The organism is Streptomyces sp. NPDC003393 (assembly GCF_053589015.1).
In genome coordinates, this window is record NZ_JBSFRB010000051.1 from 29,397 (window position 1) to 54,970 (window position 25,574).

Below are 25,574 nucleotides of genomic sequence, written 5' to 3' on the forward strand. Positions count from 1 at the left end.
TGCTGCCGCGGCCTGCGCCACGTCCCGCGAGGAACGCGCAGGCCGCGGAAGCGGCGCTCCTCCCGCCGCGCACGATCGGCTTCACATCTTGAGGAAAGGCACCGTCCATGGCCTCTCAGCATCCGTCCCGGACGGAGCAGTACGGGACCGGGCCTGCCCCACGGCGCCGCCGGCTCCGCCTGCTGTTGCCCGCGGCAGCGGTCGGGCTGGGCATGATGCTCATCCACCACTCCTTGGTCAGCCCGGTCAGCCAGGCCAGGCACCTGCCCCGGCCCGCGGCCGTGACCTCGCACGCGGCCCCGTCGGCGCCCCCCTCCCCGCTTCCCGCGACGACCACGGTTCCCACGCAGTCGGCACCGTCCACGTCCCTCCACCCCTCCACGCCGACCACGCCCGCCGCCGGCGCCCTCGACGAAGGACTGCCCCGATCGGCACCGGTCCGCATCGCCATCCCGAAGATCGGCGTCGACGCGCCCTTCATCAAGCTGTCCCTCGACGCCTCCAAGCATCTGAAACCGCCACCCCCCAACGACACCAACCTGGTCGGATGGTTCCAGGGCGGCGCGTCACCGGGTGAGCGTGGGGCCGCCGTCGTCGTGGGCCACGTGGACACCAAGACCGGTCCCGCCGTCTTCGTCGGCCTGGGGTCGCTGAAGGCGGGCGATTCCGTGAGCATCACGCGCGCCGACGGCGTCGTCGCACGCTTCGAGGTCGACCGTGCGGAGACCTTCAGCAAGGCCAAATTCCCCGACGACCTGGTCTACACCGACACGCCGACGCCGGAACTGCGCCTGATCACCTGTACCGGCCCTTACGACCGCGGCAAACAGGACTACGAGGACAATCTGGTCGTCTTCGCCCACCTCGACTCGATCAAAACGACCTGACGGCGCGAGACCCTATTCCTCCGTGGCGCGGCCGACGGGCAGGAGCTCCCGGATGTCCGCCGGCAGCGCCCCGCTCACCTTCTCGGTCAGCTCCGGAGCGAGCGCGGCGTCCAGCACCTCCAGTACGGCGGCGGCCTCGCGCACGGCCGCGTCCTCGTCCGTACCCGCCCGCCCGGCGATCCTTCCCGCGAACACGGTGAGGTCGAACCGCTCACCGGAGGCGTGCGTGCCCCTGCCGGCGGCCGACTGCGTCACCTCCCGCATGGGGGCGGCCAGTTCGTGCGGAAGCTGGGCGGCCACGTGGTCCGCGAGCCCGGACGGCAGCCGTTCGGCGAGCGTGCTCAGCACTGCCAACGTCGCCCGCTCGGCCGATCCCCGGTCCGGCAGCTGAGCGAGCGCCTGCACCTTTCCGATCATCTGGTCGTGCCGCATGAGGCGCGTCTCCTTCCCCAGCGTGTGGTGGCTGGGATCCGGCTGGGATGCCCGTGTCCCGGCACCGGGCGAGTACCCGGTGCGCCGCCCCTACACCGGACCCGGCGGGCGGCGACCGACCGGACCCCCGGCCGTCGCCGGCCGCACGACCGGCCGGGCGCCGTGCGGCTCCTCACACCGGCGCCACGTCCCGCGGCGCACCACGACCGCGGCCGCGCGCCAGCGCCGCGAACCGCAGCGCCACCTCCCGCCACACCGGTACGGCGGCCGGGTCCGCACGCACCGCGACGCGGTGCAGCTCCGCCCGGTCCAGCCCGTGACGCTCCAGCCGGGCCGCGGGCCAACGCGCGATGCGCTCCGGATCCGCCTCGGGGTGGAACTGGACACCCCATGCCGCCCCGCCGACCCGGAACGCCTGGTACGGGCACCGCTCGCTGCGGGCCAGCCATCGTGCCCCCTCGGGAAGCCGTACGATCGCGTCCACGTGGCGCTCGATCGCCGTCGGCCGTCCCGGCAGTCCGCCGAACAGCGGGTCGTCCGCCGCCTCCGGCCGCAGCGTCAGCTCCGTGCTCCCGAACTCGGGTTCGCCGTGCTCACCCGCCACCTTCCCGCCCGCCACCTGCGCGAGCATCTGCCCGCCGAGACAGATCCCGAAGAGCGGCACGCCCCGCTCGATCGCCTGCGCCATCAGTGCCCGAGCCCCTGCCAGCCACGGCGCCCGGTCGTCGTCGTCCGGCAGAAAGCCGCCGCCCAGCACGATCAGCGCGCCGTGTTCCAGCCTCCCGGGGAGGGGCTGCCCGGCGTCCGCCCGCACCACCTCCATACCGACACCGCCCTCGGCCAGCCAGTTCGCCCACCGACCGGGCCCACCGGACGCACTGTTCTGCACCACCAACGCCGTGGCCGCATTCCGCATGGCCCGATTCCACCCCTCTCCCGCACCGTCGGCCGGCCTCCGCGGCCCCCGTGATCCTGCCCCCCTGACGGGCCCGGTCATACCGGGTACCCGCCCCCCGAAACGGGCACTCGCCGTGCGAACCCGTCCGAACCCCGTTCGAAATCGTCTGAATCCCGTCTGAATTCCTTACCGATATCCGTCCGGAGCCGTTCGCGTCCTCGGCCCCCAAGGAGGCGATCATGGTGGAAACGGCGCATGCGGTGGCCGCGCGGCGGGGCGTGGTCACGCTGTTCCTCTGCGGTGACGTGATGCTGGGCCGCGGGGTCGACCAGATCCTCGAGCACCCCGGCGATCCGGTCCTGCGCGAGGACTGGATACGGGACGCGCGGGCCTATGTCGAACTGGCGGAGGCGGCCTGCGGTCCGATCCCGGCGCCGGTCCCGCCCGACTGGCCGTGGGGCGAGGCACTGCCGATGCTCCACGAGGCCGCGCCGGACGTGCGGATCGTGAACCTGGAGACGGCCGTGACATGCAGTGACGCCTTCGCCCCGGGCAAGGCGGTCCACTACCGGATGAACCCGGCCAACCTGTCCGCCCTGACGGTGGCCCGGCCCGACGTCTGCGTACTGGCCAACAACCACGTGCTGGACTTCGGCCGCGCCGGGCTCCTGGAGACACTCGACGCCCTGCGCTCCGCCGGACTGCGGTCGGCGGGCGCGGGCCGCAACGCCGAGGAGGCGTACGCGCCCGCCGCGTGCCCGGTCGCGGACGGCGCCCGCCTGCTGGTGTTCGCCCTGGGCACGATGTCCAGCGGCATACCGCCGAGCTGGGCGGCCACGGCCGACCGGGCGGGCGTCGCCTACCTGGCGGAGCCGACGGAGCAGGCCGCCACCGCGGTGGCCGGAAGAGTCCGGGAGCTCAGGCGGCCCGGCGACATCGCGGTGGTCTCCGTGCACTGGGGGTCGAACTGGGGCCACCACATCCCACGCGAGCAGATCCGCTTCGCGCACACCCTGGTCGACCGCGGGGTGGACGTCGTCCACGGGCACTCCTCGCACCACCCGCGCGCCGTCGAGGTCCACCGCGACCGGCTGATCCTGTACGGGTGCGGCGACTTCATCGACGACTACGAGGGCATCACCGGCTACGAGGAGTACCGCGACGACCTCCGGCTGGCCTACCTCGTCTCGCTGGAGGCGGAGACGGGCCGGCTTCGGGACCTGCGCATGACGACGCTGCGTGCCCGCCGGATGCGGCTGGAGCCCGCCGCCGAGGAGGACCGGACCTGGATGGCGGCCACCCTCACCCGGACAAGCCTCGGCACGGCGGTCGCCACCGATCCCGACGGCGCGCTCCACGCGGTACCGAACACGCCGGGCACCGGCGGTCCGGCGGGACGGTGAGGACGGCGCCTCGGGCCGCCCCGGTCACCTGCCGGGCGCCGCGGGTTCCGGCGGCACGGGCAGCGGTTGCCGCCACGACGTGGACTCATCGAGCCTCGGGGCGGCCTCGCGCACCGCACGTGCCACCGCCTCGGCCTGCGAGGCGGTGCGTGCGGCGACCACGAGGAGACACAGCGGGGCAACGGGCCGGAGTTCCACGCACACCAGGGGCCTGCCGGGCCGTACGGCGACGAAGTCCGTCCCGGCCTGATGAGCGCGCGTGCCGACGCAGACCAGGCCGGGCACGCAGATCCCGCGCCGGCGGCTTCCGCGCAGCGTGCGCCACCAGTCGGTCTCGACCGTCACACGGCGCACCGCCGCCAGCGGCACGCGCACATCGCCCTGGCGGGCCACCGCCTTCTCCCACAGCGCCGGCCGGACGACCAGATCGTCACCCTCGACGCACATCCGTGCCATGCTCCACACCTCGCCTCCGTCCCCGTCTCCAGGGTCGCTCCGGACTGCCGCCGTCGCCGCCGGCGGCACCGAGCGCACACTGGAAGGGGAAAGCCGTACGCACACGAGTCGGACGTGGAGGTCGGCCATGAGCACACTCGAAGAACACGTCGACGTCGGAGTTCCGATCGACGACGCCTGGGAGGGCCTGCACCGGGTCGAGAACTATCCGCGCTTCGTGGCCGGGGTCCGCGAAGCCCGCACGGAGGGGGGAGGCCGGGCGCACCTCGACATCGAGACCGGTGGCCGGTCCCGGGGGATCGAGGCCGAACTGTCCGACCTGGCGACGGAACGCGTGATGGAGTGGCGTACCACCGGCGCTCCCGACCTCATGGGCTCCTTCACCCTCCAGCCCCTCGACGACGGCCACACCCGCATCCAGGCCCGGGTGGAGTACGACCCCGACACCGTCAGGGAGACCCTGGGCGGACCGAAGGGCTTCGCCCAGGCCACCGCGATCGAACGCACCGTCCGCAGCGATCTGCAGCACTTCAAGGAGTGCGTGGAACAGGAGCGGTGAGCGCGATGAGCCGCCGCCGAACGGGCACCCGTCGAGCATGGTCGGCGACACGGGTGACGACAGGGAAGCGCGGCGGCAGGGCGAGAGCGGTCACCGGGCCGTGCCGCACACGGCCGATGTGCGCCTCGAAGCATGGGCCACGAGCCGGGAGCGCTGCCTGACGGAGGCGGCGCTGGCGATGGTGGACTGCTTCGCCGATGTGTCCGGGGTGCGGCCCGCGGAGGTGGAGCACGTACGGCTGGCCGAGGGCAGCGACGAAGATCTGCTCGCGGCGCTGCTGGACGAAGTGATCTATCGCATGGAGGTGCGGGGCCGGATACCGGTCGACGTGGCGGCCGCCGAGGCCGGTGACGGCCTCGACGTCCATCTGGCGATGGCCCCGCTCGAGGACGTGGAGATCATCGGTGCCGTGCCGAAGGGCGTCTCGTGGCACGGCATGCACATCGGCCCCGACCCCTACGGCTGGTCCTGCGCGGTGACGGTCGACGCCTGAAGCCGCGGCACCCGGGCCGGGAACCGAGGGGACGTCAGCCCTTCACCACGCCCAGCGGCACCAGCCGTGCCACCGTGCGGCACAGCCCGGCCGCCTGGCTCACCGCGACCACCACGTCGACGTCCTTGTACGCCTCGGGCGTCTCCTCCGCCAGACCGCGCAGCGAGCGCGGCCGCACGGCGATGCCCTCGTGCTCCAGACGGTCCCGCAGCTGCCTGCCGCTGATGGTGCGGGCTGCCTGATGGCGACTCAGCGTCCGGCCCGCGCCATGGCAGGTGGAGGCGAACGCGTCCCCGCCGGGCACGCCCGCCAGCACGTACGAGGCGGTGCCCATGGTGCCGGGGATCAGCACCGGCTGTCCCGCCTCGCGCAGGTCCTCGGGCAGGTCGGGGTGGCCGGGCGGGAAGGCGCGGGTGGCGCCCTTGCGGTGGACGCACAGCCGACGCGCCGCCCCGTCGACCGTGTGGCTCTCGATCTTGGCGAGGTTGTGCGACACGTCGTACACGAGCGACAGCGAGGTGCCCGCGTTCCGCCGGAAGATGGCGCGGGCCGCGTCGGACAGCAACTGCCGGTTCGCCCGGCCGTAGTTCGCGGCCGCGGCCATCGCCCCGAGATACGCCTGCCCCTCGGGCGACTCCACGGGGGTGCAGGCCAGTTGCCGGTCGGGCACGGCGATGCCGTACCGGGCCATGGCCCGGTCCATCGCCTTGACGTGATCGGTGCAGACCTGGTGGCCGAGGCCGCGAGAGCCGCAGTGGATCATCACGCACACCTGGTCGCGGGCGATCCCGAAGGCCGCTGCCGCCTCCTCGTCGTACACCTCGGCGACCCGCTGCACCTCCAGGAAGTGGTTCGCCGAGCCCAGGCTGCCCACCTGTCCGAGGCCGCGCTCCCGCGCCCGCTCGCCGACCTGCGCCACATCGGCGTCGGCGACCGCACCACGGTCCTCGCACCGGATGAGGTCGCGCTCCTCGCCGTGGCCCTGTTCCACCGCGTACCGAGAGCCGCCGCGCAGGATCCGCTCCATCTGCCCGGGGCCGGTCAGCCGCCACACACCACCGGGCCCGGCGCCCCGGGGGATCGCCCGGTCCAGGGCGTCCATCACCGCGGGCAGCGACCGCTCGAACTCCCTGCGTCCGCAGCCGGCGGTCAGCAGCCGCACTCCGCAGGAGATGTCGAAACCGACCCCGCCCGGGGAGACCACACCGCCCTCGTCCACCGCGGTCGCCGCCACCCCGCCGATGGGGAAGCCGTAGCCCCAGTGGATGTCGGGCATCGCGTACGAGGCGCCGACGATCCCCGGCAGGGTGGCCACGTTCACCACCTGCCGCAGCGACTGCTCGGCGTCGGCCAGCAGCTCGCGGGAGGCGAAGATCACCCCAGGCACCCGCATGTCCCCGTGCCGCTCGATGCGGAAGCGGTGGGGACGCTCCTCGACCAGTTCCATCGTGCCCGCTCAGTCCGTGTGGTCCGCCTTGCCGAACAGGGGGGCGTAGCCGGACGGGAGGCGGCTGATGACCTGGTTGAGCTCGCCTCCGGAGACGACGTCGGCGACGGTCGTCAGGACGGCGCTCGCGTCCCACTGGGCGGTCCGCGGGCGCGCGCCCGTACGCTCGGCCACCCGGTGGTAGAACTCCTCGATCCCGAAGGTCTCCGCGCGCTCGCGCTTGGCGTCGGTCAGCGTCCGTCCGAGCGGCATCGGCAGCTCGGAGGCGAGGTCGTCCACCTCATCGGGGCCGATCCTCTTCGCCAGCACACCGAGCACGTCCTCGGTGATCTTCTGGGCCTCGTCCTGGCTGTAGAACTCGCCGCGCTCGCGCACCCGGGCGAGGAACTCGTCGCACTTCATCGCCACCTCGCTTCCCCGCGCCGCAGCCGGCGCGGCACCCTCGGTCGAGACCTCTGCCGATCCTGCCGACGAGTACCCCGATCGGTGCCGTACACCGAAGGCGTGCGGGAGGACCGAGGGCGCGCGAGACGGCGGACTCAGTCGCGGTCGACGTGTTCGCGCACGATCTTGCCGTTGGTCGCGTCGACGTCGTAGGTCGTCTTGTCCCACTTGTCGGTCGTGACCACGTCGACGGACCAGACGAGGCGGTCGTCGTCCTCGTCGAGGCTGATGCCGGTGACGGCGCCCTTGGTCTTCTCCGTTGCCGTCTTGACGGCCTGGGCCGGTGACTGGGTGACCTTGCGCAACCGGTCGGCGACCTCGCGCTTGTCGTCGGCGTCCTGGTCCGGTTCCGTCCGGCTGCGGAAGACGTCTCCGGTGACCGCGTCGATGTCGATCCGGTGCACCGTCCCGTCGGCGGCGGCGACCTCGGCCTCCCACTGGGGGGCGCCCGGGGAGGGGGCCGGGCTCGGGCTGCCGGTACCGGGGCTGGGTGTGCCGGGGCTGGCCGTCTCCGGCGAGGCGGTCGCGCCGCCGGGCGCGGTCTTCAGGTCCAGATCGACGAGCTTGCCCCCGGACACCTCCTTCTCCGCGGTGGTGGCGGCTTTCTCCCAGTCGACGCGCGTCTTGGCGATGAGGTCCCTGCGGTGTTCCTGGTCCTTGTTCAACGACGGGCTGGGGGAGGCCGGCGCCGTGGCGGTGGGGGACATGGCGGTGGGGCTCGTCGGGGCGGCCTCGGCGACGCTCGAACGCGTCGCGTCACTGCCGCAGGCGGCCATCAGCAGGACGGAACTGCCCATGGCACAGGTCAGGGCCATGGTACGGAGAGGCGGAAGACGTCGCGCAGTGGTCATGCACCTCTCGGTAACCAGGGCACGGGTTCCTGACACCGGACAGGGGACGAAACCACCGGAATGGCCGGGCACGGGGCGCCGCTCAACGGCGGGTGTGGACCAGACCTGTCTCGTAGGCGACCGCCACCGCCTGCGCCCGGCTGCTGAGGTCCAGCTTCGCCATCATCCGGTTCAGATGCGTCTTCACCGTGGCGATGGTCACCGTGAGCCGGTCGGCGATCTCCGGATTGGACAACCCCTGCCCGACCAGGCTGAGCACGTCCCGTTCGCGGTTGGTCAGGGACGTCAGGGGTCCGTCGCCGGCCACGTCGGGCGACGGGGAGCGCAGATAGGTGTCGATGAGCCGCCGGACGACCGTCGGCGCGAAGAGCAGCTCGCCGTCGGCGATGGCGCGGATCGCGGTGAACAGCCGCTCCGGTGGCGTCTCCTTGAGCAGGAAGCCGCTGGCGCCCACCCGCAGCGCGGCGTACACCAGCTCGTCGAGGTCGAACGTGGTCAGCATGATGATGCGCGGCTTCGGCTCGTCCGAGGCGGCGAGGATCCGCTCGGTCGCCGCGACCCCGTCCAGGCCGGGCAGCCGGATGTCCATCAGGATCACGTCCGGCCGCCGCCCGGCGGCCAGTTCGACCGCTTCCTCACCGGTCGCCGCCTCCCCGCACACCTCCAGGTCGGCTGTGGCGCGCAGGAGGGCTGACAGGCCGCTCCTCACGAGTACTTGGTCGTCGACGACGAGCACGCGTGTCATCTTGTGCAGTCCCCCGAACTTGGTCCCCTTCACCGGCCCGCAGGGGCACCGCGTCCGGGTGGTCGTCCGGTCCGCGCGGTACGGGCGGGCGACGTGAACGCCGCCTCGAACCCCGCCGCGGGCCTGGGCCCGGCGCGGAAATCGCCCCCGTAAAGCCTCACGCGTTCATACATGCCGATCAACCCGTGCCCGGTTCCCCATGAGTTTTGTCCGATTCCTGTCGGCGTCCGCCGGCCCCGGTGGCCGGGGGAGGCGCGGTGGGTCCGAGGTCAACTCCCGTCAACCCAGGGGTCGATGCCTCTCATCCCGTGGGTTGAATCCGGTCGCACCGCCCCGGCCGACCCGACGGCGAAGACCAACCCGCTGCCCGACGCGGGCGCCGCTGCGGGATCCGTAGTTTCTCCACCGCAACCGGCTCCCGCAGCCGTGCAACCCACCGTTCGGCCCGGCTCCGACGGGGGACCGGACCGGAAAGGAAGGACGTCATGAACATACGCAAGAGCCTGGTCATCGGGTCGGCGACCGTGGCCCTCGGCGGCGGTCTCGCCCTGGCGGCACCGGCGGCGCAGGCCACGCCGGCAGCGCCTGACGGCACCGCCGCCACCGCGGCCCAGCAGTGCAAGCGGCACACGATCACCGTCCCGTCGGACCGGGGCGCCGTCGCGTACTGGGAGTGTCACCGGACGTACCACGGCCGCAAGCAGGCCAGCACCCAGATCTGGGTGTACGACAAGAAGGCCGACGGCAAGTGCGTCCACGGCACCGTCAAGATCGGCAGCTGGCGTCACACCTACAAGGCCTGCCCCAAGGGCCACAACGTGAGCGGGGCCCGCTCGGGGTGGCACAACGGCGCCGACGCCCAGGTCGTCATGTCCATCCGCTGATCGGCACCGCCCGTCCGGAGGTCAGGCGGCGGACTTCGCGGTCCTCTTCCGCCGGCCTCCGGCACGGGCGAGCGCGTCGATGAGCTCCTCGCGGCTCATCTTCGAGCGGCCGGCGACCTTCTGATCGGTGGCCCGCTCGTACAGCTCCGCCTTGCTCAGCCGCCGCAGCTCGCTCCTCTCGCTCCTCGCACCACCGGCACTCCGGCCGGTCCTGGCCGAAGCCTCACGCCCGGACCTCTCGGCGGCCTTGGCGCCCTTCCGCGCCTTCGCAGCCGCAGCCGTCCTCTCCGACTCCCGCTTCCGAGGCCGCTCGGCACCCTCCCCGCGGGCGCCGCGAGCCTGCTCCACGCTGCCCTGGAGGACCTTCATCAGGTCGATCACGTCCGTGGCCGAAGGCGCCGCCTCGGCCGCCACGATCTCCTGGCCCTCCGCCTTCGCCCGCATCATCTCCCGTACCTTCTCCTGGTACGTGTCGTGGTACCGCGCCGGATCCCACGGTCCGCTGAGGGCCTCGACCAGCTGGACCGCCATGTCGAACTCCTTGCCCTTGTCGACGTGGCCGGAGGGCACCTCGGGCAGTTCCTTTCCCGGGTCGCGGACCTCGTCGGCCCAGTGCAGGGTCTGGAGTACCAGGACGTCGTCCTCGGCGCGCAGCGCGGTCAGGTACTGCTTGTTGCGCATCACGAACGTGGCGATGCCGGCCTTGCCCGCCTCGGCCAGGGCCGCGAGCAGCAGTCGGTAGACCTTGAGGTACTCCTTGCCGCGGGGCCCGACGTAGTAGGTGCGGTGGAAGTAGACCGGTTCGATGTCCGAGAGGTCGACGAAGTCGGTGATCTCGATGGTCCGGGAGCGGCCCGGGGCGATCTCGTCCAGTTCGGCGGGCTCGACGACGACGTACTCACCCTCGGCCAGGTCGTAGCCCTTGACGATGTCCTGCGGGGACACCTCCTCGCCGGTGCGTTCGTTGACCCGCCGGTTGCGGATCCGGTCCGTGGTGCCGCGCTGCAACTGGTGGAAGTGGACGGTGTGGTCCTCGGTCGCGGTGAACAGGCCCACCGGGACGCTGACCAGCCCGAACGTGATCACGCCGGTCCACATCGCGCGTGCCATGACCACCCGCTCCCGTCCTGTCCGTGCGCCGCCGTGACCGGCGCGCCGCTCCTGTCCACCACGCTGACACCTCCCCGCCGGGAGCGCGCGTCGAGCGTCGGCCGGTGGTGCGCCGCCCACCGGCTACCTGACGCGTGCCGCCAGACGGTCCACTTCCTTCGCGGCCTTCCGGGCCTCGTCCCCGGCGTGGGCGAGGGCCTCGGAGATCTGCTCGTGCCGCTCCTCGGCGTCCCGCTGGTCCTGCTCGGCCCGGCTGAGGTCCTCGCGGGCCCGGTGCAGCCGCTCCTCGGCGGCGGACACCCGCTGCCCGGACCGATCGCGGCGCTCCCGCGCCCGCCGTACCGCCGCGTCGGCGTCAGCCTGCTCGGCCCGCAGGGCGGCAAGGCGCCGTTCCGCCTCCTCGGCCGCCTTCCGGGCAGCCGCGAGCCGGGCCTGCCGCTCACGGCGCCGTGCGGCGAGTTCGTCCTTCGGCGTCGTCCGCCCGGGGGAAGCCGCCGTCCGCGCCGGTCCGGGCGCCGACCGGGGCCGCTTCGGGGCGGCCGCTGCCGCCTCCGCCCCGTCGGCGGGGAACACCGACGGCGGGGTCAGCGCGCTGTGCAGACGGCCGCCGGCCCACTGCTCGGCCGCCGCGGCATCGCTGACCACCGCGAGCAGGGTGGATTCGACGTCCTGCCGCACGGCGTCGGACAGTTGGTGACCGCTGTCCTGGGCGAGCTGTGCGGCCTGCCGGGACAGGCCGGAGACGACCTGGCGGCGCTGTGCGGACAGCTCCTTGAGTCCTGCGGCGTCCAGGGTGCGGTAGGCCTCGCGCAGCGCCTGCCCGAGCTCGAGGAACTGCCGGCTCTCCGCCGGCCGGGACCGCAGCAGCAGGTTCGCGGCCCAGGCCGCCAGGGTGGGACGGCGTGCGTCGTGGACCCGGCGGGCGTCCTCGGCCCGGCCGTCCGCCTTGAGGGCGGCGGCCCACTCCTCGCGGCGGGCGACGAAGTCGGCCGGCGGCGTGGTGTGGAGCTCGTCGAGGACCGCCTCCACGTCCTGCGGTCCGTCCCGCCGCCCACCCTTGTGGCGCATGATGCCGCTCGCCGGTCACACGCTGTCGCAGACGCGTTCCGCCCGTGCGACGGCGGTACTGCGCGCGACGTCGGCGTCCGCCAGCGCCTGGCGCTGGGAGGCGTCCGGGTGGCCCCCCGCGGTGACGAGATCCTGGAGTTCCTTCTTGAGCTGGTCGTAGTCGCGCGCGGCCTGCCCGGCCGCCGCCATGGCCCTGTCGCAGTCCTCGGCAGTGGTCGCACGGGTGGCGGGCGCGGCGGCGGCTGTGGCCGAGGTGGCCGCGGCGGTCAGGGTGAGGACCAGGGCAACACCGGTTGTCGTGGCGAGCCTGCGTACCGACGTCATGGGGTGGCCTCCCGTCCGGCGTATACGTCCGGTCCGGCGTCCGGACGCCGCCTGACCACCATGGGCCGGGAGCACCACCGCTGCCACTCGCGCCGTGTCAGCGGAACGCCCGCGCTCTGGCACCGCGCGGTTTCGGGCCGTTGTTCACGCCTACGGGTGAATCGGTGAATGGATGTCCGGTCCGATCCCGGTCGGTGCGGTGTCCTGGGGAACGGACGCCAGGAGGCGTGCGCACGCCCCCCGGGGGAACGGGGCGCGACGGGACACCGACCGAGGGGGAGCGGGGGGCATGCGTGTCTTCGTTCTGTGGGTGTGGCTGCTGACCGCGAGCGTGGGCGGCTATCTCGCCACGGTGTGGATCCGGCACGGCGGCCTGCGGCAGCGCACGCCCGGGGTGACGCGGCTGCCGTTGTGGCTCGTCGTGGGGCATGTCGCGCTCGCCGTGGCCGGACTGGCCGCCTGGACGGTCTATCTCGTGGGAGGGCTCCAGGGCTCGGGGTGGGCGGCCTGCGCGGTCGTCCTGCTCGTGGCCGCGTTCGGCTTCATGATGCTGCTGCGCTGGATGCCCAGCCCCGGACGGCACTCCCACGGCGCGGTCGCCGCCGAACGGCACTTTCCGCTCACGGCCGTCGTCGCCCACGGCATGGGCGCCGGAGCCACCGTGCTCCTGGCGGTGCTCGTGGTGCTGGGCCGGATGTGAGACCGAGTCCCGCTGCACACCTCTCGCCCGCGTTGCGTGCGGCCCCCTCCGGTTCGTGCGACGGCCGATTCGGGAGAGCATGGAGGGGCGGCCTCTCAGCAGTCGCAGCCATCGGCTGCTGTCGCGGAGGGAGCTTGAGGATGACCTCACAGGAATCGTTCCGGGGCGACGAGGAGGCCCATCGGGCGGGAGCCTCGCCGCCGGGAGGGCTGCTCGATCTGCTCAGCGTGTCCGCGGTGGTGCTGGACGACCAGGGCCGGATCGTCTTCTGGAGCCCGCAGGCCGACGACGTGTTCGGCTACACCGCCGAGGAGGCGCTGGGCCAGTACGCGGCCCGCCTCCTGGTCCATGACGAACACCGTGACCTGGTGATCAAGCTGTTCGCCGAGGTGATGGGCACCGGGGCCAGCTGGGCCGGCGCGTTCCCCGTCCGGCACAAGGACGGCAGCAGCCGCCTGGTGGAGTTCCGCAACATGCGGTTGCTGGACGACCACGGAGACGTCTACGCCCTGGGCATCGCCGCGGACCGGGCCATGCTGGAGCGGGTCGAGACCGAACTGGCGCTGTCGGAGCGGCTGGTGTCCCAGTCGCCCATCGGTGTCTCGCTCCTGGACACCGAGTTGCGCTACATCCTGGTCAACCCCGCGCTGGAACGCATCAACGGCATCCCCGCCGCCGACCACATCGGCCGCCGCCCGCGCGACGTCCACCCCCTGACAGGCATCGACACCATCGAGTCGGCACTGCGTCAGGTGCTGGTCACCGGCACCCCGCTGATCGACCAGTACATCGTCGGCCGTACGCCGGCCGACCCGGACCACGACCACGCCTGGTCGGTCTCCTACTACCGGCTCGAGGGGTCGGGCGGACAGGTGATCGGCGTGGCGAACTCGGTGATCGACGTCACCGAACGTCACCGGGCCGCGACCGAGGCGGACCGGGCACGGCGCAGGCTGGCGCTGATCGCCGACGCCGCCGCCCGGGTCGGCACCACCCTGGAGGTGGAGCAGACCGCCCATGAACTGGCGAAGGTGGCCGTGCCCGTACTGGCCGACGTGGCGGCGGTCGACGTCCTCGACGCTGTCCTGGCCTTCCGCCGCACCGCAGGCGCGCACGAGGGACCGGAGCTGTTCCGCGCGCTCGCCGTGGTCTCCGACCGCCCCACCGAGGCCACCGCGGCCGCGGACAAGGTCGGCGACCTGGCCGCCTACGGCCCGGACCGTCTCATCACCCGGTGCGTGCACACCGGTCAGCCGGTCATCGTGGCCCACACCGGCGAGGAGGAACTGCAGCGCATCGCCCGCGACCCGGACGCGGCGAGGGCCTTCGCCCGGGCGGGCGTGCACTCCTATCTCGCCGTGCCGCTGATCGCCCACAACGAGGTGCTCGGCGCGTTCGACCTGCTGCGCATCGACAACCCGCTGCCCTTCGACGAGGACGACGCGATCCTCGCGGGGGAGCTCGCCGCCCGTGCCGCGGTGGCCATCGACAACGCCCGCTGGCACCAGAGCGTGCGCAACTCCGCGGAGACCCTTCAGCGCAGTCTGCTTCCGGGCCGCCATCCCCCGCTCGTCGGTCTGGACGTCGCCTCCCACTACCAGCCCGCCCAGGCATCCTGCGAGATCGGGGGCGACTGGTACGACGTCGTGCCGCTCGACGGGGACAAGACCGCCCTGGTCGTGGGCGACGTGATGGGCAACGGTATCGACGCCGCCGCGGCCATGGGCCGGCTGCGCACCGCGACCTGCGCCTACGCCGACCTCGACCTGGCCCCCGACGCGGTCCTCCAGCACCTGGACAAGATCACCAGAGGGCTGGAGCACTACATCGCCACCTGCCTCTACGCCGCCCACGACCCTCACCAGGGCCGTTGCCGGATCGCCAACGCCGGACATCTGCCGCCCGTCCTGATACGCCCGGGGCAGCGCCCCGAACTCCTCGATCTGCCCACCGGCGCACCCCTCGGCGTCGGCGGCGTCCCCTTCCGCACGTCCGCCTTCGACTTCCACCCCGGCGACCGGCTCGTCCTGTACACGGACGGCCTGGTGGAGTCCCGGCACCACCCGATCGACGAACGCCTGAACACCCTGCTGCGGGTCCTCGAGGGCGAGCCGCGTCCGCTGAAGGACACCTGCCAGTGGCTCCTGGACAGCCTCCGTGAGCCCGAGGACCACGACGACGTCGCCCTCCTCATCGCGCAGGCCGGGCCGATCGCTCCGGCACCTTGAGCGCCCGTCGGCACTCGATGATGCTGTGTTGCGGAACATGAGATACGTACCGCTATGAGCAACATCATGTCGTCGTGACGGGCGACCGCCGACGCGGATCCGTACCGTCGAGGAGGGGTCATGACGCACCAGGTTCGCGCCGTCGTCGCTCGGGGCGGACCCGTCGGCCTGGAGGAGAAGGCGTTCCAGCGGATGCCCGGCGGCGACGGCTTGCGTTCGGTGGCGGTGCTGTGAGTGCCGTCCGCATCGTCCGGTCACCTCGGGACCGTTCGTGCCGACGGCGGCGCTGGCATGCGGACCGGCCCCACGCGTTCGAGAGTGGCTCGACCGGGGCTTCTGGCCGACGCCCCCACCCTGGACGCACGCCCCCTTCCGGTCCCACGGGCCGCGAGACGGGTGTGCATCCGCGCTCTTCGCACACGTTTCCCAGCGCGGCGCAAGTCCTGTGGGGCGCAACGGGAATCGGCGGGTCGAGGGGTCTTGTGAACGCCTTGACAAGGGTTCTGGCCGAGCTCAGACTGACGTTGCGTCAAACGCAATAAGTTCCGCTATACGCACCGTCAACGGAGCCGAAGGGCGGCTGAAGGCGCCGCCCACAGGCGCACGAGCCATCACAACCGAGGTGTCATGATGATTCCCGCGTGCCGTCTCACGGATCTCCCGCGAGGAGAGGCCTTCCGGCTCGACATCGTTCCGCCGGTCTCGGTGTTCCACACCGACGACGGCGAGGTCCTCGCCGTCGACGACACCTGCACCCACTCGGACGCCTCGCTCGCGGACGGCTGGCTGGAGGGCTGCCAGGTCGAATGTCCGCTCCACGCCTCGACGTTCGACCTGAGGACCGGAGCCGTCGACGCCCCGCCGGCCAGGCTCCCGGTCCGCACCCACGAGGTCGTCGTGGAGGACGGCATGATCTACGTGCGGCTGTCGACGGACGCCCCCAACCTGCCGCCCTGCGTCGCCGACCGGCTCGCCGGAGGCCGCGCGTGAGGACGGTGGCCGTGGTGGGGGCCTCGCTGGCGGGACTGTCGGCGGCCCGCTCACTGCGGTCACAGGGCTACGACGGAAGGCTGGTCGTCATCGGCGACGAACTCCATCGCCCCTATGACCGGCCGCCGCTGTCCAAGGAGTTTCTGGCCGGCGCCCTCGGCGAGGCGGATCTCGCGCTGGAGACGGACGGCGAGGATCTGGGGGCGGAGTGGCTGCTGGGCGCCCGTGCCGCCGGACTGGACCGAGCCGACCGGGCGATCCGGCTCGCCGACGGCCGCCGCGTCCGGGCGGACGGCGTCGTCATCGCCACCGGCGCCGCCGCGCGCACCCTGCCCGGCACCGACGGCCTGGCCGGGGTGCACGTGTTGCGCACGCTGGACGACGCCCGGGGTCTGCGGGACGCCCTGGCCCTGGGCGGACGGCTGGTCGTCATCGGCGGCGGGTTCATCGGCGCCGAGGTCGCCTCCACCGCACACGGCCTCGGGCTCGACGTGACGGTCGTCGAGGCGGCCCCGGCACCGCTCGCCGGACCGCTCGGGCCGGCCATGGGCGGCATCGTCTCCGCCCTCCACGCCGATCACGGCGTACGACTGCTGTGCGGGGCGGGCGTCAAGGGGCTCGGCGGCGAACGCCGGGTCGAGACCGTGCTGTTGGAGGACGGTCGCGGCATCCCCGCGGACATCGTCGTCGTCGGAGTGGGTGCCCGCCCGGACGTCGAGTGGCTCCGGGGATCCGGCATCGCCCTCGACAACGGGGTCACCTGCGGCGCCGACGGCCGCACCGGTGTGGACGGGGTGGTGGCGGTCGGTGACTGCGCCGCCTGGTACGACCCCCGTGCGGGCGGCCACCACCGCGTCGAACACTGGACGGGTGCGCTGGAGCGGCCCGCCACGGCCGTGGCCGCGCTGCTGTCGCCGGGGGCGGCGCGTCCCGGTGTGCCCCGGCCGCCGTACTTCTGGTCGGACCAGTACGGCGTGAAGATCCAGTTCGCCGGACACGCGGCCGGCGCCGACACCGTGACGGTCGTGGAAGGCACCACGGACGAGCGCAGTTTCCTCGCCGTCTACCGGCGCGACGGTCATCCGGTCGCCGTACTCGGCATGAACCGGCCGAGGCTGTTCACCCGCTGGCGCAAACACCTGTGGAACACGGCATCCTGACACCGTCTCCGTGCGCGACACGGTGGCACGTGATGTCCAGGACCTGGTGGCACCGCCCTGCGGCCGGGTGCTGGGCGCGGCGCCCGGGCGCCCGCCGGTCGTGGTCCGCCGGTCGTGGCTCGGCGGTCAGCCCAGGTAGCCCATCCGGTGGCTGATCTCGTCAGCGCCCTTGACCAGCACCGGAGCGAGCTTGTGCAGGCGCTCCTCGGTGAAGCGGTAGGACGGCCCGGAGGCACTGAGCGCCGCGACGACCTCGCCGTCCCGGTCGCGGATCGGCGCGGCGATGGCGTGCAGACCGAGCTCGAACTCCTCCGTGGTCCAGGCGTAGCCGCGCTCCCGGGCCTCGGCGAGGTTCTTCTCCAGCCTGGTCTTGGCGGTGATGGTGTGCGGGGTGACCTTCTTCAGGCCCGCCTCGGCCAGCAGCGCGGCGCGCTCCTTCGCCGGCAGGTGGGCCAGCAGGATCTTGCCGCTGGAGGTGGCGTGCAGCGGGGTGAGCTGGCCGACCCAGTTGTGCGCGGTGACGGCCGCCGGTCCGCGCACCTGGTACAGGTTGATCGCAAAGTGCTCCTGGAGCACCGCGATGTTGACCGTCTCACCGATCTCCTCGGCGAGGCGCTCGCAGACCGGACGGCCCTGCTGGGTGATGTCGATGCGCCCCGTGACCGCGCCGGCCAGACGCACGATGCCGAACCCGAGCCGGTACTTGCCCCGCTCGACGGTCTGCTCCACCAGGCCCCGCGCCTCCAGGGCGCCGAGCAGGCGGAACGCGGTCGACTTGTGGACGTCGATCTCGCCGGCCACCTCACTGACGCCCGCCTCGCCACGCTGGGCCAGGATCTCCAGCACGCTGATGGCGCGGTCGACCGACTGCACTCCGCCGGTCTGTGAGGTCGACGTTTCAGACTCTGTGCTGTGGTTGCCCATAGCGAAACTATACGCTTAGTAAACAACACCGTCGCAAGGGACGCAGCGGAAGCGCGGCCTCACAGGTTGCGTTGAACGCAACCTGGTGCACATAGCGCTACCCCACTAGCATGCCCCGCGTATCTACGGCGCGAGCGAGACGGGGCACCATGGCTACCCTGCACTACGACTTCGTGATCGTCGGCGGCGGATCGGCCGGCAGCGCACTGGCGAACAGGCTCTCGGCGGATCCGGCGAACCGGGTGCTGGTCCTGGAGGCCGGCCGGTCCGACTACCCGTGGGACGTCTTCATCCACATGCCCGCGGCGCTGACCCACCCGATCGGCAACCGGTTCTACGACTGGCGGTACGAGTCCGAGCCGGAGCCCCACATGGACGGCCGCCGCATCTACCACGCGCGCGGCAAGGTGCTGGGCGGCTCCAGCAGCATCAACGGCATGATCTTCCAGCGCGGCAACCCCATGGACTACGAGCGCTGGGCCGCCGACCCGGGGATGGAGACCTGGGACTACGCGCACTGCCTGCCGTACTTCCGCCGGATGGAGAACTGTCTGGCGGCCGACCCGGACGACGAGTTCCGCGGCCACGACGGCCCGCTCGTCCTCGAACGCGGTCCGGCGACCAACCCGCTCTTCACCGCCTTCCTGGAGGCCGTCCAGCAGGCCGGCCACGTCCGCACCGACGACGTCAACGGCTACCGCCAGGAGGGCTTCGCCCCCTTCGACCGCAACGTCCACCGCGGGCGGCGCCTGTCGGCCGCCAAGGCCTACCTCAAGCCCGCGATGAGGCGGCCGAACCTCACGGTCCGCACCCGAGCGTTCGTCACCCGGGTGCTCTTCGAGGGCAAGCGGGCCGTCGGCGTCGAGTACCGGCGCGGCAGGGGCGCGCCCCGGCAGGTCCGTGCCGCGGAGGTCATCCTCTGCGGCGGCGCGATCAACTCCCCGCAGCTGCTCCAGCTCTCCGGCGTCGGTGACGCCGACGCACTGCGCGCCCTCGGCATCGACGTCGTCCACAACCTCCCCGGCGTCGGCGAGAACCTCCAGGACCATCTGGAGGTCTACGTCCAGTACGCCTGCAAGCAGCCGGTCTCCATGCAGCCCTACCTGGCGAAGTGGCGTGCCCCGTTCATCGGGCTGCAATGGCTCTTCCGCACCGGTCCCGCCGCCACCAACCACTTCGAGGCGGGCGGCTTCGCCCGCAGCAACGAGGACGTGGACTACCCCAATCTGATGTTCCACTTCCTGCCGGTCGCGGTCCGCTACGACGGATCCTCGCCGGCCGGCGGCCACGGCTACCAGGTGCACGTGGGACCCATGTACTCCGACGCCGTCGGATCGGTGAAGATCAGGAGCAGTGACCCCCGGGTCAAGCCCGTACTGCGCTTCAACTACCTCTCCACCGAACAGGACCGCCGCGAATGGGTCGAGGCCGTCCGGGTCGCCCGCCGGCTCCTCGACCAGCCCGCGCTCGCCCCCTACAACGGTGGGGAGATCTCGCCCGGCCCGTCCGTGCGGAGCGACGAGGAGATCCTCGCCTGGGTCGCCAAGGAGGGCGAGACCGCCCTGCACCCCTCCTGCACCTGCAAGATGGGCACCGACGACATGTCCGTCGTCGACCCGGCGAGCATGCGCGTGCACGGACTGGACGGACTGCGCGTGGTGGACGCCTCCGTGATGCCGTACGTCACCAACGGCAACATCTACGCACCCGTGATGATGGTCGCGGAGAAGGCCGCCGACCTGATCCTCGGCAGGCGGCCGTCGGAGCCGGCGAAGGTGGCGTACTACCGGCACCGCGATGCCGGGACGCAGACGGGCTAGGGCCTGTCGTTCGGATCGGGCCACACCCATGTCCCGGGCCCGGCCGTGTGCGGCATCATGACCCGAACCCTTGACGTGGGAGGGCGAGTTCGCAAGGGTGTTCCACCACAAGCAATCAGATGCACGATGCGCAACGCAAAGCGGCTGAAGGGCTTGGTCTGTGGCAGACCTGTACGTGGACGGGACATGGCGGGAGCCGGTGTCCGGAGGCTTCCGGGAGATCCGCTGTCCCGCCGACGGCACCCTCGCCGCGACGGTGTCGGAAGGGACACGCCCCGACACCGAAGCGGCGATCGCCGCCGCCCGCCGCGCCTTCGACGAGGGACCCTGGCCGCGCGCCCCCGAGCGGGAGCGCGGCCGACTGCTTCTGCGCACCGCCGACATCATCGAGCGCGACGCCAAGGAGTTCGCCCGCGCCGAATCGGTGGACACCGGCAAGCGCCTCGTCGAGAGCGAGTACGACATCGCCGACGTCGTCTCCTGCCTCCGCCACTACGGCGGCATCGGCGGCATCGACGCCGGCCGGGTCGTCGACACCGGACGCGAGGACGCCGTCAGCCGCGTCGTGTACGAGCCGATCGGGGTGTGCGGGCTGATCACCCCCTGGAACTACCCGCTGTTACAAGCCTCCTGGAAGGTCGCGCCCGCACTCCTCGCGGGCAACACGGTCGTCCTCAAGCCCAGCGAACTCACCCCCTCCACATCCATCCTGCTCATGAAGGCGCTTCAGGAGGCCGGGCTCCCCGCCGGCGCGGCGAACCTGGTGCTGGGCACCGGCCTCGAGGCGGGCGCACCACTGTGCGACAGCCCCGCCGTGGACATGATTTCCTTCACCGGAGGTCTGGAAACCGGCAGGCGCGTCATGGCGGCGGCGGCCGCGACGGTGAAGAAGGTCGCGCTGGAGCTCGGCGGCAAGAACCCCAACGTGGTCTTCGCCGACGCCGACTTCGACACGGCCGTCGACTTCGCCCTCACGGCCGTCTTCCTGCACTCCGGACAGGTGTGCTCGGCCGGTGCCCGGCTGATCGTCGAGGACCGCCTGCACGACCCCTTCGTCGACGAGGTGGTCCGCCGCGCCCGGCGGATCCGCCTCGGCGGCCCCTTCGACCCCGCGGCGCAGACCGGACCGCTGATCTCCGCCGCGCACCGGGAGAAGGTCGAGGCGTACGTCGCGGCGGGCCTGGCCGAGGGGGCCGTACTGCGCTGCGGCGGCGAACGTCCGGCCGACGCCGCCCTCGCCGCCGGGTACTACTACCCGCCCACCGTGCTCGACGAGTGCCGGCAGGACATGCGGGTCGTGCACGAGGAGTCCTTCGGCCCGGTGCTCACCGTGGAACGCTTCCGAAACGAGGACGACGCCGTACGCATCGCCAACGACACCGAGTTCGGACTCGCCGGAGCCGTATGGACGCAGGACGCCGGAAAGGCCCAGCGAGTGGCCCGGCGGTTGCGCCACGGAACGGTCTGGATCAACGACTACCACCCCTATGTGCCGCAAGCCGAATGGGGTGGTTTCGGGCGTTCGGGCGTGGGCCGGGAGCTGGGGCCCACCGGCCTGGACGAGTACCGGGAGCCCAAGCACATCTGGCAGAACATCCAACCACGGCCGCAGCGCTGGTTCAGCGGCTGAACGCCGAAAAGAGGTCGAACGTGACCCCCACACAGACCGAGGCGCCGCAGCGGCGCGGCAGACCCCACGACCCGGACGCCACTCCGGTCGTCTCCGTGCGCCGGCTGTGGAAGGTGTTCGGGCCGAAGGCCGATCGGGTGCCGGACTCCGCCGAACTGTGCGGGCTCTCCCGCCGCGAGCTCATGGAGCGCACCGGCTGCACCGCCGCCGTACGCGACGTCGGCTTCGACGTCTCGCCGGGCGAGGTCTTCGTGGTCATGGGCCTGTCGGGCTCCGGCAAGTCCACCCTGGTGCGCTGCCTGACCCGGCTGATCGAACCCACCTCGGGTGAAATCGTCTTCGAGGGTGAGGACATCCGCGGCGCCGACGAACGGCGCCTGCGTGAACTGCGGCGGCGCAAGTTCTCCATGGTCTTCCAGCACTTCGGGCTGCTGCCGCACCGCCGCGTGGTGGACAACGTGGCCTTCGGCCTGGAGATCCGCGGCACGGGCAGGGCCGAACGCACCGCACGGGCCCAGGAGGTCGTCGAACTCGTCGGCCTGGCCGGCTACGAGAACGCCTACCCCGACCAGCTGTCCGGCGGCATGCAGCAGCGCGTCGGCCTGGCCCGCGCCCTGGCCGGCGATCCGGACGTGCTCTTCTTCGACGAGCCGTTCTCCGCGCTGGACCCGCTCATCCGCCGCGACATGCAGAACGAGGTCATCCGGCTGCACCACGAGGTCGGCAAGACGATGGTGTTCATCACCCACGACCTCTCCGAGGCGCTCAAGCTGGGCGACCGCATCCTGATCATGCGCGACGGCAGGACGGTCCAGTGCGGCCGGGGCGACGAACTGGTCGGCGCGCCCGCCGACGACTACGTCCGCGACTTCGTCAAGGACGTACCGCGCGGCGATGTGCTCACCCTGCGCTGGATCATGCGGCCCGCCGGGCCGGACGACGCCCTGGACGGCCCTGAACTGGGCCCGGACGTGGTGGTGCGCGAGGCCACCCGGGCGGTGCTGGCCGCCGACCGGCCGGTCAGAGTCGTCGAGCACGGCAAGCTGCTCGGCATCGTCGGCGACGAGGAGATCCTCGCGGTGGTGGCGGGGCGGGAGGGCGGCGCCTGATGGCTGTCGCCCTGGACAAGTCCGCACCCCCGGCCGGCGCGCGCAGAGCCGGTCGTCGCACGGTGGTGGCCGCGATCCTGGTCGTCTGGCTGGTGCTGTTCGCGGTGTTCCGCGGCCGGCAGACGCTTGCCCTGGCAGCCGCGGACCTCACCGGACTGCACCGCTGGTTCAACGACGTCAACGACACGATCGGAGCGAACCGGAACTCCAACCCGCTCTTCCTGTACTTCTTCAACGAGATCCGCCTGGTCATCGACCACCTGGTGACCTTCGTGCAGCACCTGATCTCCCAGCCCACGGGTGCCCGCCCCGTGCCGCGGATCGGCTGGCTCGGCGTGGTCGGCCTCGCGGGCTATGTCTCGTGGGCCGTGGCCAACTGGCGGGTCGCGCTGCTGGCCGTCGCCGGGTTCACCTTCTTCGGGCTGCAGGGGCTGTGGCAGGAGAGCATGGACACCCTGTCCCTGACCGTCTCCGCGGTCCTCGTGGCGCTGCTGTTCGCGCTGCCGCTGGGCGTGTGGATGGGGCTGTCCGACCGGTGCGAACGGATCCTGACGCCGCTGCTGGACTTCATGCAGACGATGCCGACCTTCGTCTACCTGGCCCCGCTGACCCTGTTCTTCCTCATCGGCCCGGCCTCCGCCACGATCGCCACCCTGATCTACGCGGCGCCGCCGGCGATCCGCATCACCGCGCACGCCATCCGCTCCGTACCGCGGAGCACGGTCGAGGCGGCGGACTCGCTCGGCGCGACCCGGCGGCAGACGCTGCTGAAGGTGCTGCTGCCGATGTCCCGGCGGACGGTCGTGATGGGCGTCAACCAGACCATCATGGCCGCCCTGGCGATGGTGACCATCGCGGCCCTGATCGACGCCCCCGGGCTCGGCAAGACCGTCGTCCAGGCCCTGCAGTCGCTCGACGTGGGCACGGCCTTCAACGCGGGCCTCGCCATCGTCGTCATGGCGATCGTCCTGGACCGGGTGACGACCGCGGCCGGCGAACGCGAGGAGGCGGCCCGCCGCTCCGGCAGCCGCTTCCTCGCCCGGCGCCGTCCCCTGCTGGCTGTGGGCGCCGTGAGCACCGCGATCCTGGTGTACGTGTCGCACACCTACGTGTGGGCGGCCGAGTTCCCCGGTGACGGAGGGACCGGAAGATCCGTCGCGAGCGCGGCGGACACCGCGACCGCATGGGCACAGGACCATCTGTCCGGCATCACGAACACCGTCCGCGACATCATCACCAACGGCCTGCTCAACCCCTTCCAGTCGCTGCTCACCGACTCCCCGTGGTGGTTGGTCGGCGCGGCCCTGGTGACGCTCGGCGCGGTGCTCGGCGGCCGGTTCGCCGCCCTCACCGCGGCGGTCTGCGTGGGTCTGCTGGTGGGCACGGGCGTGTGGTCGGACAGCATGACGACGCTGGCCTCGACCGCCGTGGCGACGGTGCTGGTGATGGTGCTCGGCGTCGTCTTCGGCGTGTGGATGGGACGCAGCGTGCCGGTGGACCGGGTGCTGCGGCCCACCCTGGACGCGGCGCAGGTGATGCCGCCGTTCGTCTACCTCGTGCCGTTCCTGGCGCTGTTCGGGGCGACGCGCTTCACGGCCATCGTGGCCGCCGTCGTCTACGCGGCGCCGGTGGCCGTGAAGATCATCGCGGACGGGGTGCGGGCCGTGCCCGAGACCACCGTCGAGGCGGCCGCCTCCGCCGGGTGCACCACCTGGCAGATCATCACCAAGGTGCAACTGCCGATGTCACGTCGGGCGCTGACCCTCGCGACCAACCAGGGCCTGATCTACGTGCTGTCGATGGTGGTGGTGGGCGGCCTGGTGGGGGCCGGCGCCCTCGGCTACGACGTCGTGGCCGGATTCTCGCAGGGAGAGCTGTACGGCAAGGGGCTGGCGGCGGGACTGGCCATCGTCCTGCTCGGAGTCATGTTCGACCGGATCACTCAGGCGGCGGCGCGACGCGCCGGCGCGTAAGGAGCAGGACACCATGGCAAGACACTGGCGAGCCGGCGCGGCCGGCCTGGCCGTCCTCGGCCTCACCCTCACGGCGTGCGGAGGTGCGAAGGTCGGTGACAGTTCCTCCGCGGGCTCCAAGAACTCGGGCGGCGCCTGCGGCACCTTCAAGCTGGCCGTCAACCCCTGGGTCGGCTACGAGGCGGACGCGGCGGTCGTCGCGTACGTCGCGCAGCACGACCTCGGGTGCACGGTGGACAAGAAGGACCTGAAGGAGGAGATCGCCTGGCAGGGCTTCGGGACCGGCGAGGTGGACGCGATCCTGGAGAACTGGGGCCACGACGACCTGAAGAAGAAGTACATCACCGAGCAGAAGACCGCCGTGGAGGCCGGCTCCACCGGCAACAAGGGCGTCATCGGCTGGTACGTGCCGCCGTGGCTGGCCAAGGCCCATCCGGACATCACCGACTGGAAGAACCTCAACAAGTACGCCTCCCGCTTCAAGACCTCGGAGTCGGGCGGCAAGGGCCAACTGCTGGACGGCGACCCGTCCTTCGTCACCAACGACGCGGCGCTGGTGAAGAATCTGAAGCTGGACTTCAAGGTGGTGTACGCGGGCAGCGAGACCGCGCTCATCCAGGCCTACCGGACGGCCGAGAAGAACAAGCGGTGGGTGATCGGCTATTTCTACGAGCCGCAGTGGTTCCTGTCCGAGGTCCCGCTGGTCAAGGTCGACCTGCCCACGTACACGACCGGATGCGACGCCGACGCGGCGAAGATCGCCTGTGACTATCCCGTGTACGACCTGGACAAGATCGTCAGCTCGAAGTTCGCCCGGTCCGGCAGCCCCGCCTACAAGCTGGTGAAGAACTTCCACTGGACGAACGACGACCAGAACACCGTGGCCAAGTACATCGCGCAGGACAAGATGTCGCCCGAGGCGGCCGCGAAGAAATGGGTCGAGGCCAACCGCGACAAGGTGGAGGCCTGGCTGGCCTGACCCGCCTCCGGGACCGGCCGGCGACGCCCGGCGGGCGGTGCGCAGAAGCGCGCACCGCCC

At 72.0% G+C, this 25,574-nt stretch carries 25 protein-coding genes; 14 read left to right on the top strand and 11 right to left on the bottom strand.

The genetic code is table 11. The features are described from left to right. The first annotated feature begins 107 nt into the window (after positions 1 to 107). Positions 108 to 887, top strand: a complete 780-nt coding sequence (locus ACWDUZ_RS33710) for a class F sortase (protein ID WP_451635617.1) — start codon at positions 108 to 110, stop codon at positions 885 to 887. 12 nt (positions 888 to 899) lie between these two features. Here ACWDUZ_RS33710 and ACWDUZ_RS33715 read toward each other — a convergent pair whose 3' ends face one another. Next, complete coding sequence (locus ACWDUZ_RS33715) at positions 900 to 1,319, bottom strand: DUF2267 domain-containing protein (protein ID WP_451635618.1); 420 nt, start codon at positions 1,317 to 1,319, stop codon at positions 900 to 902. A 172-nt stretch (positions 1,320 to 1,491) separates the two neighbouring features. Next, positions 1,492 to 2,235 (bottom strand): type 1 glutamine amidotransferase, encoded by a 744-nt coding sequence (locus ACWDUZ_RS33720; protein WP_451635619.1) that lies wholly within the window; start codon positions 2,233 to 2,235, stop codon positions 1,492 to 1,494. Between the two features lie 221 nt (positions 2,236 to 2,456). On the opposite strand from ACWDUZ_RS33720, the gene ACWDUZ_RS33725 reads away from it, so the two are divergent. Next, positions 2,457 to 3,620 (top strand): CapA family protein, encoded by a 1,164-nt coding sequence (locus tag ACWDUZ_RS33725; RefSeq protein WP_451635620.1) that lies wholly within the window; start codon positions 2,457 to 2,459, stop codon positions 3,618 to 3,620. Positions 3,621 to 3,644: 24 nt separating this feature from the next. Here the strand turns inward: ACWDUZ_RS33725 and ACWDUZ_RS33730 are convergent, their stop codons facing one another. Then, complete coding sequence (locus ACWDUZ_RS33730; protein WP_451635621.1) at positions 3,645 to 4,076, bottom strand: hypothetical protein; 432 nt, start codon at positions 4,074 to 4,076, stop codon at positions 3,645 to 3,647. A 127-nt stretch (positions 4,077 to 4,203) separates the two neighbouring features. On the opposite strand from ACWDUZ_RS33730, the gene ACWDUZ_RS33735 reads away from it, so the two are divergent. Together ACWDUZ_RS33735 and ACWDUZ_RS33740 are read left to right on the top strand one after the other, a co-directional pair. Further along, positions 4,204 to 4,635: an SRPBCC family protein gene (locus ACWDUZ_RS33735; RefSeq protein WP_451635622.1), complete on the top strand. Its 432-nt coding sequence runs from the start codon at positions 4,204 to 4,206 to the stop codon at positions 4,633 to 4,635. A gap of 37 nt (positions 4,636 to 4,672) precedes the next feature. Further along, entirely contained in the window at positions 4,673 to 5,128 is a 456-nt protein-coding gene (locus tag ACWDUZ_RS33740) for an archease (protein ID WP_451635623.1), read from the top strand. A gap of 34 nt (positions 5,129 to 5,162) precedes the next feature. Here ACWDUZ_RS33740 and ACWDUZ_RS33745 read toward each other — a convergent pair whose 3' ends face one another. From ACWDUZ_RS33745 to ACWDUZ_RS33760, 4 genes are all read right to left on the bottom strand, one after another. Beyond that, on the bottom strand, positions 5,163 to 6,575 hold the full coding sequence (locus ACWDUZ_RS33745) for an RtcB family protein (RefSeq protein ID WP_451635624.1): 1,413 nt from the start codon (positions 6,573 to 6,575) through the stop codon (positions 5,163 to 5,165). A gap of 9 nt (positions 6,576 to 6,584) precedes the next feature. Next, positions 6,585 to 6,977, bottom strand: a complete 393-nt coding sequence (locus ACWDUZ_RS33750; protein WP_451635642.1) for a DUF2267 domain-containing protein — start codon at positions 6,975 to 6,977, stop codon at positions 6,585 to 6,587. 137 nt (positions 6,978 to 7,114) lie between these two features. Beyond that, positions 7,115 to 7,834 carry a PepSY domain-containing protein gene (locus ACWDUZ_RS33755; protein WP_451635625.1) on the bottom strand — a complete coding sequence of 240 codons (720 nt, stop codon included), beginning with the start codon at positions 7,832 to 7,834 and terminating at the stop codon, positions 7,115 to 7,117. A 118-nt stretch (positions 7,835 to 7,952) separates the two neighbouring features. Further along, positions 7,953 to 8,615: a response regulator gene (locus ACWDUZ_RS33760; protein ID WP_451635626.1), complete on the bottom strand. Its 663-nt coding sequence runs from the start codon at positions 8,613 to 8,615 to the stop codon at positions 7,953 to 7,955. A 485-nt stretch (positions 8,616 to 9,100) separates the two neighbouring features. Here ACWDUZ_RS33760 and ACWDUZ_RS33765 point away from each other — a divergent pair, with 485 nt between their 5' ends. Next, positions 9,101 to 9,499, top strand: coding sequence for a hypothetical protein (locus ACWDUZ_RS33765; protein ID WP_451635627.1), 399 nt, complete (start codon positions 9,101 to 9,103; stop codon positions 9,497 to 9,499). 21 nt (positions 9,500 to 9,520) lie between these two features. Here ACWDUZ_RS33765 and ku read toward each other — a convergent pair whose 3' ends face one another. The 3 genes from ku to ACWDUZ_RS33780 form a co-directional block, all read right to left on the bottom strand. Continuing rightward, positions 9,521 to 10,609 (bottom strand): non-homologous end joining protein Ku, encoded by a 1,089-nt coding sequence (gene ku, locus ACWDUZ_RS33770; RefSeq protein WP_451635628.1) that lies wholly within the window; start codon positions 10,607 to 10,609, stop codon positions 9,521 to 9,523. Between the two features lie 123 nt (positions 10,610 to 10,732). Further along, positions 10,733 to 11,677, bottom strand: a complete 945-nt coding sequence (locus ACWDUZ_RS33775) for a hypothetical protein (RefSeq protein ID WP_451635629.1) — start codon at positions 11,675 to 11,677, stop codon at positions 10,733 to 10,735. Positions 11,678 to 11,692: 15 nt separating this feature from the next. After that, entirely contained in the window at positions 11,693 to 12,001 is a 309-nt protein-coding gene (locus ACWDUZ_RS33780; RefSeq protein WP_451635630.1) for a hypothetical protein, read from the bottom strand. A gap of 289 nt (positions 12,002 to 12,290) precedes the next feature. Here ACWDUZ_RS33780 and ACWDUZ_RS33785 point away from each other — a divergent pair, with 289 nt between their 5' ends. The 4 genes from ACWDUZ_RS33785 to ACWDUZ_RS33800 all read left to right on the top strand — a co-directional run bounded on the left by ACWDUZ_RS33785 (position 12,291) and on the right by ACWDUZ_RS33800 (position 17,079). Further along, positions 12,291 to 12,701 (top strand): hypothetical protein, encoded by a 411-nt coding sequence (locus tag ACWDUZ_RS33785; protein WP_451635631.1) that lies wholly within the window; start codon positions 12,291 to 12,293, stop codon positions 12,699 to 12,701. Between the two features lie 140 nt (positions 12,702 to 12,841). Continuing rightward, complete coding sequence (locus ACWDUZ_RS33790) at positions 12,842 to 14,929, top strand: SpoIIE family protein phosphatase (protein WP_451635632.1); 2,088 nt, start codon at positions 12,842 to 12,844, stop codon at positions 14,927 to 14,929. A gap of 627 nt (positions 14,930 to 15,556) precedes the next feature. Beyond that, on the top strand, positions 15,557 to 15,919 hold the full coding sequence (locus tag ACWDUZ_RS33795) for a bifunctional 3-phenylpropionate/cinnamic acid dioxygenase ferredoxin subunit (RefSeq protein ID WP_451635633.1): 363 nt from the start codon (positions 15,557 to 15,559) through the stop codon (positions 15,917 to 15,919). Next, positions 15,916 to 17,079: an NAD(P)/FAD-dependent oxidoreductase gene (locus tag ACWDUZ_RS33800; protein WP_451635634.1), complete on the top strand. Its 1,164-nt coding sequence runs from the start codon at positions 15,916 to 15,918 to the stop codon at positions 17,077 to 17,079. Before ACWDUZ_RS33795 ends, ACWDUZ_RS33800 begins: the two co-directional genes overlap by 4 nt. Positions 17,080 to 17,205: 126 nt before the next feature. On the opposite strand, the gene ACWDUZ_RS33805 is transcribed toward ACWDUZ_RS33800, so the two are convergent. Then, entirely contained in the window at positions 17,206 to 17,952 is a 747-nt protein-coding gene (locus ACWDUZ_RS33805) for an IclR family transcriptional regulator (RefSeq protein ID WP_451635635.1), read from the bottom strand. Positions 17,953 to 18,152: 200 nt separating this feature from the next. Between ACWDUZ_RS33805 and betA the strand changes: the two genes are divergently transcribed. From betA to ACWDUZ_RS33830, 5 genes are all read left to right on the top strand, one after another. Next, on the top strand, positions 18,153 to 19,823 hold the full coding sequence (gene betA, locus ACWDUZ_RS33810) for a choline dehydrogenase (RefSeq protein ID WP_451635636.1): 1,671 nt from the start codon (positions 18,153 to 18,155) through the stop codon (positions 19,821 to 19,823). A gap of 160 nt (positions 19,824 to 19,983) precedes the next feature. Then, positions 19,984 to 21,453, top strand: a complete 1,470-nt coding sequence (locus ACWDUZ_RS33815) for an aldehyde dehydrogenase family protein (RefSeq protein ID WP_451635637.1) — start codon at positions 19,984 to 19,986, stop codon at positions 21,451 to 21,453. A gap of 20 nt (positions 21,454 to 21,473) precedes the next feature. Next, positions 21,474 to 22,562, top strand: coding sequence for a quaternary amine ABC transporter ATP-binding protein (locus ACWDUZ_RS33820; RefSeq protein WP_451635638.1), 1,089 nt, complete (start codon positions 21,474 to 21,476; stop codon positions 22,560 to 22,562). Then, positions 22,562 to 24,535, top strand: coding sequence for an ABC transporter permease (locus ACWDUZ_RS33825; RefSeq protein ID WP_451635639.1), 1,974 nt, complete (start codon positions 22,562 to 22,564; stop codon positions 24,533 to 24,535). The genes ACWDUZ_RS33820 and ACWDUZ_RS33825 overlap by 1 nt, the downstream gene beginning before the upstream one ends. A 13-nt stretch (positions 24,536 to 24,548) precedes the next feature. Continuing rightward, entirely contained in the window at positions 24,549 to 25,514 is a 966-nt protein-coding gene (locus tag ACWDUZ_RS33830; RefSeq protein WP_451635640.1) for an ABC transporter substrate-binding protein, read from the top strand. The last annotated feature ends 60 nt before the right edge of the window (positions 25,515 to 25,574 follow it).

What these genes read in the sequence shown, in the direction of transcription:
- ACWDUZ_RS33825 (WP_451635639.1), top strand. Translation starts at nt 22,562, where the DNA reads ATGGCTGTCGCCCTGGACAAGTCCGCACCCCCGGCCGGCGCGCGCAGA.
- ACWDUZ_RS33735 (WP_451635622.1), top strand. Translation starts at nt 4,204, where the DNA reads ATGAGCACACTCGAAGAACACGTCGACGTCGGAGTTCCGATCGACGAC.
- ACWDUZ_RS33715 (WP_451635618.1), bottom strand. Translation starts at nt 1,319, where the DNA reads ATGCGGCACGACCAGATGATCGGAAAGGTGCAGGCGCTCGCTCAGCTG.
- ACWDUZ_RS33780 (WP_451635630.1), bottom strand. Translation starts at nt 12,001, where the DNA reads ATGACGTCGGTACGCAGGCTCGCCACGACAACCGGTGTTGCCCTGGTC.
- ACWDUZ_RS33720 (WP_451635619.1), bottom strand. Translation starts at nt 2,235, where the DNA reads ATGCGGAATGCGGCCACGGCGTTGGTGGTGCAGAACAGTGCGTCCGGT.
- ACWDUZ_RS33790 (WP_451635632.1), top strand. Translation starts at nt 12,842, where the DNA reads ATGACCTCACAGGAATCGTTCCGGGGCGACGAGGAGGCCCATCGGGCG.
- ACWDUZ_RS33730 (WP_451635621.1), bottom strand. Translation starts at nt 4,076, where the DNA reads ATGGCACGGATGTGCGTCGAGGGTGACGATCTGGTCGTCCGGCCGGCG.
- ACWDUZ_RS33755 (WP_451635625.1), bottom strand. Translation starts at nt 7,834, where the DNA reads ATGGCCCTGACCTGTGCCATGGGCAGTTCCGTCCTGCTGATGGCCGCC.
- ACWDUZ_RS33775 (WP_451635629.1), bottom strand. Translation starts at nt 11,677, where the DNA reads ATGCGCCACAAGGGTGGGCGGCGGGACGGACCGCAGGACGTGGAGGCG.
- ACWDUZ_RS33830 (WP_451635640.1), top strand. Translation starts at nt 24,549, where the DNA reads ATGGCAAGACACTGGCGAGCCGGCGCGGCCGGCCTGGCCGTCCTCGGC.
- ACWDUZ_RS33760 (WP_451635626.1), bottom strand. Translation starts at nt 8,615, where the DNA reads ATGACACGCGTGCTCGTCGTCGACGACCAAGTACTCGTGAGGAGCGGC.
- ACWDUZ_RS33725 (WP_451635620.1), top strand. Translation starts at nt 2,457, where the DNA reads ATGGTGGAAACGGCGCATGCGGTGGCCGCGCGGCGGGGCGTGGTCACG.
- ACWDUZ_RS33795 (WP_451635633.1), top strand. Translation starts at nt 15,557, where the DNA reads ATGATGATTCCCGCGTGCCGTCTCACGGATCTCCCGCGAGGAGAGGCC.
- ACWDUZ_RS33745 (WP_451635624.1), bottom strand. Translation starts at nt 6,575, where the DNA reads ATGGAACTGGTCGAGGAGCGTCCCCACCGCTTCCGCATCGAGCGGCAC.
- ACWDUZ_RS33785 (WP_451635631.1), top strand. Translation starts at nt 12,291, where the DNA reads ATGCGTGTCTTCGTTCTGTGGGTGTGGCTGCTGACCGCGAGCGTGGGC.
- ACWDUZ_RS33740 (WP_451635623.1), top strand. Translation starts at nt 4,673, where the DNA reads ATGGTCGGCGACACGGGTGACGACAGGGAAGCGCGGCGGCAGGGCGAG.
- ACWDUZ_RS33710 (WP_451635617.1), top strand. Translation starts at nt 108, where the DNA reads ATGGCCTCTCAGCATCCGTCCCGGACGGAGCAGTACGGGACCGGGCCT.
- betA (WP_451635636.1), top strand. Translation starts at nt 18,153, where the DNA reads ATGGCTACCCTGCACTACGACTTCGTGATCGTCGGCGGCGGATCGGCC.
- ACWDUZ_RS33765 (WP_451635627.1), top strand. Translation starts at nt 9,101, where the DNA reads ATGAACATACGCAAGAGCCTGGTCATCGGGTCGGCGACCGTGGCCCTC.
- ku (WP_451635628.1), bottom strand. Translation starts at nt 10,609, where the DNA reads ATGGCACGCGCGATGTGGACCGGCGTGATCACGTTCGGGCTGGTCAGC.
- ACWDUZ_RS33750 (WP_451635642.1), bottom strand. Translation starts at nt 6,977, where the DNA reads ATGAAGTGCGACGAGTTCCTCGCCCGGGTGCGCGAGCGCGGCGAGTTC.